Genomic DNA, 9,935 nt, shown 5'->3' with positions numbered 1-9,935 from the left:
CCCTGACCCCGCCCGACCCGCGGCGCCTCCCGCCCCGGCCGGAATAGCCTTTGTCCGGGCCGGGTTGGCACCGTCATGACGATCGACGCGCCCGCAGCTCCCCGATCCGCCGACCCCCGCTCGTTCCTCTTCGTCCTCGGATCATCCCGGCCCGGCGGCAACACCGAGATCCTGGCCCGCGCCGCCGCCGAGGCCCTGCCGCCCGGGACGGCGCAGCAGTGGGTGGACCTCGCCGGGCTGGCTCTGCCCGACTTCCAGGACGGCCGCCACGAGGCCGGCGAGCGGATCGGCGGCGACGCGGAGGACCTGCTGCGCGACGCCACCCTGGCGGCCACCGACGTCGTCCTCGCCTCGCCGCTGTACTGGTACACCCTGTCCGCGCACACCAAGCGCTACCTGGACTACTGGTCGGGCTGGCTCGGCGAGGACGGCCTGGACTTCAAGGCCCGGATGGCGGGGTGCACCCTGTGGGGCGTCACCGCGATGGCCGACCGCGAGCACGCCGCCGCCGACGGACTGGTCACCACCCTCACCCACTCGGCCGCCTATCTGGGCATGCGCTTCGGCGGGGTGCTCTTCGGCAGCGGCTCCAAGCCCGGCGACGTACGCCGCGACACCGACGCCCTGGCGCGGGCCCGCACCTTCCTGGCCGGTGAGGCCCCGCTCGCCCGCTTCTCCTACGAGCGGGTGCCGATGGGCGTCTGACCTGGACTTCCCCCACGATCCCTCCGCCGATCGGGCCCGTCCGCCCGACGGGGGACCACCGGGCGCGCCGGTGGCCGGATCGAGCCGCCGGCACCGGTCGTCCCGGCCTCAGATGGCGTTCATCCGGTGGAAGAGCGCGTCGACGCGCCGTGCGAGATCGAAGTCGACAGCCGTCACGGACCCGTATCGGCGGGTCCGGAAGACCACCGTCACCAGGCGCTTGTCGCGGACGTGCAGATCCGGGTGGTGGTTGGCCTCCACGCAGAGCTCGGCGACGGCCACCACGAAGTCGATCGACATGTCGAAGGACTCGCTGCGGAAGACCTTGCTCAGGCCGGCTCCGTCCGACACCCACCCCGGCATGGTCTCCAGTCGGTGCCTGACCTCGTCGGCCGCCAGGGTGCCCACGATGCCGCGGCATACCCGGTGCCGCCCCGCCGCAAGCGGCTCGGCCGCAGGGTGTTCGGATGTCACGGTCGTCTCCGTCTCCTCGGGGTGTGCGGGAGGTGATGTCGGAGTCCGGCTCACCCTCCGCGGGTGTGCATCTCCAGGTGCGGGTCACGCCGGAGACTGTCCAGTGAGACGAACGCGCTCCGTCGGGACTGGAGAAGCCTCTCCTGCGCGCCCCGGTCGGCTCGCGCGCACCACGCGTCCCTCACCATTCGGCGCAGTTCCCCGTCGCTGGCGCCTTCCCGCAGGGGTTGTCTCAGATTCAGGCCGTCGAGCGAGTACAGGCAGGTCAGGAGGAGCCCGTCCGCTGTCAGACGGCTCCGGTCGCACGTATCGCAGAACGGCTGCGTGGTCGAGGAGACGAGGCCGAACGTCGTTCCGTCGCCCAGGGCGTAGCGCTCGGCCGGCGCCGCGCCGCGCTCGTCGTCCAGGGCCCGCGGAGCCTCACCGTAGTGGTCCGCGAGGAGGGCGAGCACCTCGTCGCGCGAGACGACCTTCGAGGCGTTCCAACCGGTGGCTCCTCCGACGTCCATGTACTCGATGAACCGCACTTCGGCGGACACCGTCCGGCCGAACTCGATGAGGTCCGCCAGCTCGTCCTCGTTGAAGTCGCGCACGACGACGGTGTTGATCTTCGTCCCCTTGAATCCGGCAGCCGGCAGGGCGTTGATTCCCTCGATCACCGCCGCGTGGCTGTTCCGTCGGCTGAGGGCGCGGAAACGCTCCGCGCGCAGGGTGTCCAGGCTCACCGTCACCCGGCTGAGGCCTGCGCGCTTCAGCTCTTGCGCCAGCGGTGCGAGAAGGACGCCGTTCGTGGTCACGGCCAGGTCGCGCAGACCGCGGCCGAACCTGCCGGCGAGTTCGCCCACGATCTGCGGGAAATCAGGTCGGATGAGCGGCTCGCCGCCCGTCAGCCGGATCTTGGCCACGCCCAGCGCGATGAAGACGTCCGCGAGACGAGCCAGCTCGGGAAGCGTCAGCACGTCGCTTTTGGACAGCCAGGTGTAGTGCTCCTCCGGCATGCAGTAGCGGCACCGCAGATTGCACTGGTCGAGCACGGATATGCGCAAATCCCGCAGGGGGCGGTGGAAAACGTCCCGGGGTGGTGGTTCGGCGTCTGGTCGCACGAGGTCTCCCGCGGCTCGGACACAAACTTACGTTGCGGTTGACTGCCCATTCCTTCGGCGCGCCCCGGCTTTGTCGACGGGCTGCCTGTCCGCGGACCGTTTCCAGAATCCCGATTCTACCCGGACAGGGAATCGGCGTCCTCCGCAGAGGCCGGGCCTTCGTGAAGGGGGTGGTGCGGCGGAAACTAGTCGGCAGCCGTGTTCTTCTCCGGCTCCGCGCGCGACAGCAGGAAAGCCGAGACGACCGACGCCACGAGCACGACGGAACTGGCGACGAAGAACGCTGCCGCCACCGCCTGGGTGACCGCGGCCTTCAGGTCGGGAAGCAGGTCGGCGGGAACGCCGGCGGGCAGTCTCTGCCGGTCAAGGGCCACGAACTGGCCGACGGATCGCTCCACCAGCGGAAGACGGCTCATCGGGATGCGGCCGTCCTGTTCGATGAGCCCGGCCAGATTCGTTCTCCGTACGTGGACGAACACCGCGCCCAGGACCGCGATGCCCAGGGCGCCGCCCAGCTCACGCGTCGTCTGCACGACGCCCTCCGCCTGTCCGCGCAATGCCGCGGGTGTGACGTTGAAGGCCTCGGTGAAGAGCGGGGCGACCGCCAGGCCCACTCCCACCCCGTTCGTGGCGCAGCAACCGATCAACCACTCGCTGCTCTCCAGACGCACGGTCAGGGCCGCGCACAGAGTCCCGGCGAACACCAGGGCTCCGCCCAGCACCACGGGTGTCCGAGGCCCCGCACGGTCGTAGAGCAGTCCGCCCAGTGGACCGCACAGGATGACGGGGAGGCTGAGCGGGAGCACGAGGAGTCCCGCCTCCACGGCGGAGAGGCCGAGGACGTCCTGCACCCACAGGACGGTGAGAACCTGAAACCCGATGGCGGAGAACCGCAGGGTCGCAAGCATGCCGACGGAACCACCGAAGGACCGCAAGGCGAACAGTCGGAAGTCGATCAACGGGTTCTCCGACCGTAGTTCCCGGACTACCGTCACCAGCGCCACGGCGAGGCTTCCGCAGAGTACGCCGAGCGTCGCGGCGGAACCGATGCCCCACTCGGGCAGGGCGGAGACGGCGAATACCGTTCCCCCCATTCCGAGGACGAGCAGCGGCGCGCTGCTCCACGGAACGGGGGTGCGCTCGGCGTGGTCGGCGGGCGGCAGCACGTGCAAGGCGGCCAGGCAAACCAGTCCCAGCGGTAGGTTGACGAAGAAGACGGCACGCCAGGACGCGGTGGTGGTCAACAGTCCGCCGAGCAGCGGGGCCAGCCCGACGGCCAGGGTCGAAGCGCTGCTCGCGATGCCCACCGCCCGCCCCCGCTCGCGCCGTTCGAACTGCGAGGCGAGGACCGTCTCGGCGTTCGGCCGCACGAACGCCGCGCCCGCTCCTTGGCAGGCGCGGGCGGTGATCAGCCACCCGGGGGATTCGGCGAAGGCGCCGGCGACCGAGGCGGCGATGAAGAGGACGATGCCCATCCTCAGGAACCGGACGTGTCCGAAGGAATCCCCGATGCGCCCCCCGAGTGCGACGAATCCCGCGTAGGGAATGAGGAACGCGCTGACGAACCACTGCACGTCCGTCCCGGAGGCGTCCAGGCCTCGCTGCATCGCGGGGAGCGCGACCAGTACGACGAGGGCGTCGATGCCGACCATCGCCCTGACGGCGATCATGGTGCACAGGACCCACCAACGGTGATCCGCATCCCTGCGCCGCATGCGCCAGAACGTCCCTTCTCTGTGTGCCCCCGGAAGCCGGTGCCGAGGGAGGGCGCGCACCGGCTCAGGGCGACGCGGCGGTCAGCTCGTCGAGGGCGTCGTGCAGCAGCGGGGACAGCACGGCCAATCCGTCGCGCACACCACCCGACGAACCAGGAAGATTGACGATCAGAGTGCGGCCCGCGACTCCGGCCAGCCCTCGGGACAGCGCGGCAGCGGGCACCTTGCTCGTACCGTGGGCTCGGATCGCCTCGGCGATGCCGGCGATCTCGTAGTCGAGGACCCGGCGGGTCGCTTCAGGTGTGCGATCGGTGGGGGAGATGCCGGTGCCGCCGTTGGTCACGATCACGTCGTAACCAGCCGTCACCCCGTCGCGCAGGGCCACCTCCACGGGGTCGCCGTCGGGTACCACCAGCGGCCCGTCCACGGCGAACCCCATGCGGGTGAGCGCCTCCACCAGGATGGGGCCGCCCTTGTCCCCGTACACGCCGGCGGCGGCGCGGTCGGAGGCGCTCAGGACGAGGAGGCGCCGTCGCGCCCGGCGCGTGTCACCGCTCGTCGGTGCGTCCGCAGGCGTAGGGGCCTGGTCGTCCGCCGTATGGTGCACGTGCACCTCACCTGTGCGGGAACTCATCCTCGATCCTCTGGCGTGAGTACGCCCCGGACTTGCCGCCGCTGATCGCCTCGACCCGGATGTCGGTGATGACCGCGCCCTTGTCCGACTCCTTGATCATGTCGATCACGGTCAGCGCGGCGATCGAGACCGCGGTCAGGGCTTCCATGCTCACTCCGGCCCGATCCATCGCCCGCACGGTCGCGACGATCTCCACGTCGTCGTCTCCCACCGTCAGATCGACCGTGACGCCGGAGACGGCCAGGTGATGGCACAGCGGCAGGAGTTCCGACGTCCGCTTGGCGCCGAGGATCCCGGCCACCCTGGCGGCGGACAGCACCTCTGACGTCGGCACCTTCTCGTCCTTGAGCAACTCGAGGGTGCGTGCCGAGACCCGCACGTGGCCGCTGGCGCGCGCCATGCGTGCGGCGACGTCGTTGTCCGCGACATCGAGCAGGTACGCCTCGTCCGTCGCGGCGTGCTTTTCTCTGGACTGCTCCACCGTCATGGCATCTCTCTTCCAGAAGGTGCTGGTGCGGGCGCTCGGGACTGCGAATCTGCCGTATCGCGGAAGGGCGTCCGCCGTAAGACCGGGTCGGAAAGGCCGCAAGTGTGTATGAAGGGCACAGAAATGCCCCTGTCGTGTGATGCCAGCTCATTCTAGGCGGCCTGCGGACAAACCGCTGGGTGACACGGCTCCCCGGGTTCCGCCGCACCGCGCCCCCGCGCCGGACGCGACCTGCGAGGACGGCGGCACCCGGCGCGGACTCGTCAGCGCAGGCCGGCGAACCGGGCGGCGGGCTCGCGGAGCAGGGTGTGCAGGCCGGTGAAGACCCTCGCCGCCCGGCCGCCGGGCCAGTCGGCCGGCAGCAGGGCGGCGGGCAGGCCCGGGTCGGCGTAGGGCAGCCGCCGCCAGGAGTCCAGCGCCAGCAGGTGGTGCCGGTAGGCGTCCTCGTCGCCGCCCGGCCCGGGGCAGGCGGCCCCTCCGGTGCGGGAGGTCCACGCGCGGAGCACCGGCTCGTGCCGCTCCAGGAAGTCCTCGTACAGCGCGGCGATGGCGTCCAGGTCCCACCAGCGGCCCACCGCCTCGGCGGTGGCGGCGAAGCCCAGGTGCTCGCCGCGGAACAGGTCGACGTACGGGTCGAGCCGCAGCCGGCGCAGGGTGCGCCGGGTCTCCTCGTACAGCGCCGCCGGGGCGATCCACACCCCGGGCGCGGCCGTGCCGAAGCCGAGCCGGCCCAGACGCGAGCGCAGCAGGTGGCGCTTGTGCCGCTCGGCCTCCGGCACCGAGAACACCGCCAGCACCCAGCCCTCCCCGGCCGCCCGGCGGTCGTCCGGGTAGATCCGCCGGTCGCCGTCGTCCAGCAGTTGGCGGGCCTCCTCCGACAGGGCGTAGCCGGCCGCGCCGTCCGCGGTGCGACCGGCCACCAGCAGCCCGCGCCGCTTGAGCCGGGACACCGAGGAGCGCACCGAGGGGGCGTCCACGCCGAGCGCCGCCAGCAGCCGGATCAGCTCGGCCACCGGCAGCGGCTCGCCGCCCGGGTCGCGTCCGTAGACGCCGTACAGGGAAACGATCAGGGAGCGGGGGGTGTGCTGGTCGGCCACCTGATCACTCTAGGTCGTGCCCGCGCGGCCCTTTCCGGTTGCCCCGCGCAGCCGGAAGCGCTGGAGCTTGCCGGTGGCGGTGCGCGGCAGCGCGTCCAGGAACTCGATCCGGCGCGGGCACTTGTACGGGGCGAGGCGGGCGGCGGTGAAGGCGCGCAGGGCCTCCGCGGCGGCCCGGTCCCGCGGCAGCCCGTCGCGCAGCACCGCGTACGCCACCACGACCTGCCCGCGCAGCTCGTCCGGCGCGCCGACCACCGCCGCCTCCACCACGTCCGGGTGGGCCAGCAGCGCCTCCTCGACCTGCGGCCCGGCGATGTTGTAGCCGGCCGAGACGATCATGTCGTCGGCGCGGGCCACATAGCGCAGATAGCCGTCCGGCTCCCGGACGTAGGTGTCGCCGGTCAGGTTCCAGCCGCCGCGCACGTACTCGCGCTGGCGCGGATCGCCGAGGTAGCGGCAGCCGACCGGACCGCGCACCGCCAGCAGCCCCTCCTCGCCGTCCGGCACCGGCGCGCCGCCCTGGTCCACCACCCGGGCCTGCCAGCCCGGCACCGGCAGGCCGGTGGCCCCGGGCCGGATCGCCCCGTCGGCCGCCGAGACGAAGATGTGCAGCAGTTCGGTGGCCCCGATGCCGTTGATCAGCTCCAGGCCGGTGCGCTCCCGCCACGCCGTCCAGGTGGCGGCGGGCAGGTTCTCGCCGGCCGACACGCAGCGGCGCAGCGAGGAGAGGTCCGGCGCGCCCGGTGCGGCCAGCTCCTCCAGCATCACCCGGTACGCCGTCGGGGCGGTGAACAGCACGCTCACCCCGTGCTCGGCGATCGCCGGCAGCAGCTGCCTGGGCCCGGCCTGCTCCAGCAGCAGCGCCGACGCCCCGGCCCGCAGCGGGAAGAGCACCAGACCGCCCAGGCCGAAGGTGAAGCCGAGCGGCGGGGAGCCGGCGAACAGGTCGTCGGGGCGGGGCCGCAGCACGTGCGCCGAGAAGGTGTCGGCGACCGCCAGCACGTCGCGGTGGAAGTGGACGCACCCCTTGGGCCGCCCGGTGGTGCCGGAGGTGAACGCGATCAGCGCGACGTCGTCGGCTGCGGTGTCCACGGCCGGGAAGGGGCGGCCGGCGTGCCGTTCGGTGAGCCGCAGCAGGTCGTCGGGGGACTCGCCGCCGTACGGGGTGATCCGCAGCCCCGGCACCTCGGCGGCCCGCAGGTCCGTCAGCGCCCGCGCGTCGCACAGCGCGTGCGAGACCCGGGCCATCGCGCCCACCACCGCCAGCTCCGGGGCGCGGGTCTGCGCCAGCACGGTGACGGCGACCGCGCCCGCCTTCACCACGGCCAGCCAGCAGGCCGCCAGGAGCGGGGTGGTGGGGCCGCGCAGCAGCACCCGGTTGCCGGGCACCACGCCCAGGTCCTCGGTGAGCACCCGGGCGATCGCGTCCACCCGGGCCAGCAGTCCGCCGTACGTCCAGAGGCCGCCGCCGCCGTCCAGGAAGGCGGGCCGGTCCGGGCCGAAGAGCTCGGTCGTGCGGTCCAGCAGCTCCCGCCCGCAGTTGAGCCGGTCCGGGTAGCGCAGCTCGGGCAGGTCGAAGACCAGCTCCGGCCACTGCTCGGGCGGCGGCAGCCCGTCCCGGGTGAAGGTGTCGAGGTGGGCCGAGGGCGTGAGGTCCATGGTTCGCCTCCTGGGCAGGGGCGGGAACGCCCAACGAGCGTATCGTGATGGTGACGACAGTCAACGGTCCGCGATAGGTCCTGTGCCGGGCGGACGCCACCCCGTGCCGGGTGGGCGCCCGGCGCCCCGTCCCCATCCTCCCGAGGGAGCGCGAATGCCCGCATTCTCACTCGAACCGGAGCAGACCGCCTGGTGCGCCGCACTGCGCGAGCTGGCCGCCCGGCAGCTGAGGCCGCTCGCCGAGAAGGGCGAACCGGGCCGGGTCAACCGCCCGCTGGTGGCCGCCCTCGGTGAACACGGCCTGATCGGGCGGCTGTTCGAGGCGGGCGCACTGGACCTCTGCCTGATGCGCGAGTCGCTGGCCCGGGAGTGCACCGAGGCCGAGACCGCGCTCGCCCTCCAAGGGCTGGGCGCCCATCCGGTCGCCGCCCACGGCAGCCCCGCCCAGCGCGCCCGCTGGCTTCCCGAGGTCACCGCCGGACGGGCCGTCGCCGCCTTCGCGCTCAGCGAGCCGGGCGCCGGCTCCGACGCCGCCGCCCTCGCCCTCACCGCCGCCCCGGACGGCGCCGGCTGGCGGCTCACCGGCGAGAAGACCTGGATCTCCAACGCCCCCGAGGCCGACCTCGTCACCGTCTTCGCCCGCACCACCCCCGGCGCCGGGGCCCGCGGCATCACCGCCTTCCTGCTGCCCGCCGACCGCCCCGGACTGACCGGCGCACCCCTGGACATGCTCTCCCCGCACCCCGTCGGCAGCCTCTTCCTCGACGGCGTGCCGGTCGGGCCCGAGGACGTCCTCGGCGAGGTGGACCGCGGCTTCCGGGTCGCCATGGGCACCCTGGACCGCTTCCGGCCCAGCGTCGGCGCGTTCGCCGTCGGCATGGCCCAGGCCGCCCTGGACGCTGCCCTCGCCCACACCGCCGCCCGCACCGCCTTCGGCGGGCCGCTCAGCGACCTCCAGGCCGTCTCCCACCAGGTCGCCGAGATGGCCGTGCGCACCGAGGCCGCCCGGCTGCTGGTGTACGCGGCGGCCGCGGCCTACGACGAGGGGGCGCCCGATGTGCGGCGGCGCGCGGCGATGGCCAAGCTGCTCGCCACCGAGACCGCCCAGTGGGTGGTGGACACCGCCGTCCAACTGCACGGCGCCCGCGCCCTGCTCCGCGGCCACCTGCTGGAGCACCTCTACCGCGAGGTCCGCGCGCCCCGCATCTACGAGGGCGCCAGCGAGGTCCAGCGCACCATCGTGGCCCGCGAGCTGTACGCCGCCGGGCCGGTGCCGGAGAGCGCCTCATGAGCCTGGAGCGGATCAACCCGGCCGAACTCTCGCCGCCCACCGGATTCAGCCACGCCGTCACCGCCACCGGCTCCCGTCTGGTGCTGCTCGCCGGGCAGACCGCCCTGGACGGCGCGGGGCGGGTGGTGGGGGAGGACCTGCCCGCCCAGTTCGCGACGGCCCTCGGCAATCTGCTGGCCGCCCTGAAGGCCGCCGGGGGCGCCCCCGGCGACCTGGCCCGGGTCACCGTCTACGCCGCCGACGTCGCCGACTACCGGGCGCACGCCCCCGAACTGGGCCGGATCTGGCGCAGGCTGGCCGGCCGCGACTATCCGGCGATGGCGGTGATCGGCGTGGTCCGCCTCTGGGACGAGGCGGCCCTGGTGGAGCTGGACGGGCTGGCGGTGCTGGACTGAGACGTCCGAGGCCCCGTCTGACGGCGTGCGGATGGCCGGAAACCGCCGTTGTGTGAACGGAGTGCTGCGGGAGTGTGGCCCCCGATGACGGCTGCGTCAGGGGGGCGGGTGAGGCGTGCCCACGCGTTGACGCGGCCTGCCCGTACTGCGAGTGTCTCGGACGTGAGCCAGTCAGCGAACCTCGTCGCGCGCCTCCACGTCGACCTCCGACGTCTGGCCAGCGCCCTGTGTGCCGCCTGCCGCTAGCGACCCCGCGTCGCCCGGCGGAGCTCCGCCGCACCCCCCGTGGCCGCGGGCCACTGCCCTGCGACCCGCCACCCGCGCTGACCTGACCCGCGCCCGCCCCCCTGACGCAGCCGTCATCGGGGGCCACAC

Annotated in this window: 11 protein-coding genes; 4 read left to right on the top strand and 7 right to left on the bottom strand. The window is 73.3% G+C overall.

Annotated elements, in window-relative coordinates; genetic code table 11:
- Positions 1-75: 75 nt before the first annotated feature.
- Entirely contained in the window at positions 76-705 is a 630-nt protein-coding gene (locus tag C6N75_RS27860; RefSeq protein ID WP_105871632.1) for a flavodoxin family protein, read from the top strand.
- Positions 706-813: 108 nt separating this feature from the next.
- Here C6N75_RS27860 and C6N75_RS27855 read toward each other — a convergent pair whose 3' ends face one another.
- The 7 genes from C6N75_RS27855 to C6N75_RS27825 form a co-directional block, all read right to left on the bottom strand.
- Positions 814-1,179: a 4a-hydroxytetrahydrobiopterin dehydratase gene (locus C6N75_RS27855; RefSeq protein ID WP_146132697.1), complete on the bottom strand. Its 366-nt coding sequence runs from the start codon at positions 1,177-1,179 to the stop codon at positions 814-816.
- A 50-nt stretch (positions 1,180-1,229) separates the two neighbouring features.
- On the bottom strand, positions 1,230-2,282 hold the full coding sequence (gene moaA, locus C6N75_RS27850; protein WP_105871630.1) for a GTP 3',8-cyclase MoaA: 1,053 nt from the start codon (positions 2,280-2,282) through the stop codon (positions 1,230-1,232).
- Between the two features lie 185 nt (positions 2,283-2,467).
- Positions 2,468-3,952 (bottom strand): MFS transporter, encoded by a 1,485-nt coding sequence (locus tag C6N75_RS27845; protein ID WP_181160651.1) that lies wholly within the window; start codon positions 3,950-3,952, stop codon positions 2,468-2,470.
- Positions 3,953-4,061: 109 nt separating this feature from the next.
- Complete coding sequence (locus C6N75_RS27840) at positions 4,062-4,631, bottom strand: MogA/MoaB family molybdenum cofactor biosynthesis protein (RefSeq protein WP_105871628.1); 570 nt, start codon at positions 4,629-4,631, stop codon at positions 4,062-4,064.
- Positions 4,612-5,118 carry a cyclic pyranopterin monophosphate synthase MoaC gene (gene moaC / locus C6N75_RS27835; RefSeq protein ID WP_105871627.1) on the bottom strand — a complete coding sequence of 169 codons (507 nt, stop codon included), beginning with the start codon at positions 5,116-5,118 and terminating at the stop codon, positions 4,612-4,614. Before moaC ends, C6N75_RS27840 begins: the two co-directional genes overlap by 20 nt.
- Positions 5,119-5,381: 263 nt before the next feature.
- Positions 5,382-6,215, bottom strand: coding sequence for a PaaX family transcriptional regulator (locus C6N75_RS27830; protein ID WP_105871626.1), 834 nt, complete (start codon positions 6,213-6,215; stop codon positions 5,382-5,384).
- A gap of 9 nt (positions 6,216-6,224) precedes the next feature.
- Positions 6,225-7,874 (bottom strand): AMP-binding protein, encoded by a 1,650-nt coding sequence (locus C6N75_RS27825; protein WP_105871625.1) that lies wholly within the window; start codon positions 7,872-7,874, stop codon positions 6,225-6,227.
- A 154-nt stretch (positions 7,875-8,028) separates the two neighbouring features.
- Here C6N75_RS27825 and C6N75_RS27820 point away from each other — a divergent pair, with 154 nt between their 5' ends.
- The 3 genes from C6N75_RS27820 (at position 8,029) to C6N75_RS32165 (ending at position 9,806) form a co-directional block, all read left to right on the top strand.
- Positions 8,029-9,165, top strand: a complete 1,137-nt coding sequence (locus tag C6N75_RS27820; RefSeq protein ID WP_105871624.1) for an acyl-CoA dehydrogenase family protein — start codon at positions 8,029-8,031, stop codon at positions 9,163-9,165.
- Positions 9,162-9,560 (top strand): RidA family protein, encoded by a 399-nt coding sequence (locus C6N75_RS27815; RefSeq protein ID WP_105871623.1) that lies wholly within the window; start codon positions 9,162-9,164, stop codon positions 9,558-9,560. Before C6N75_RS27820 ends, C6N75_RS27815 begins: the two co-directional genes overlap by 4 nt.
- Positions 9,561-9,644: 84 nt before the next feature.
- Positions 9,645-9,806 (top strand): putative leader peptide, encoded by a 162-nt coding sequence (locus tag C6N75_RS32165; protein ID WP_322888085.1) that lies wholly within the window; start codon positions 9,645-9,647, stop codon positions 9,804-9,806.
- Positions 9,807-9,935: the final 129 nt, after the last annotated feature.

The sequence above is a fragment of the Streptomyces solincola genome, from assembly GCF_002982015.1.
GTDB lineage: Bacteria > Actinomycetota > Actinomycetes > Streptomycetales > Streptomycetaceae > Streptomyces > Streptomyces solincola.
The sequence above is the reverse complement of the archived record's forward strand: the minus strand, read 5'-3'. Positions and strand labels throughout refer to the sequence as shown.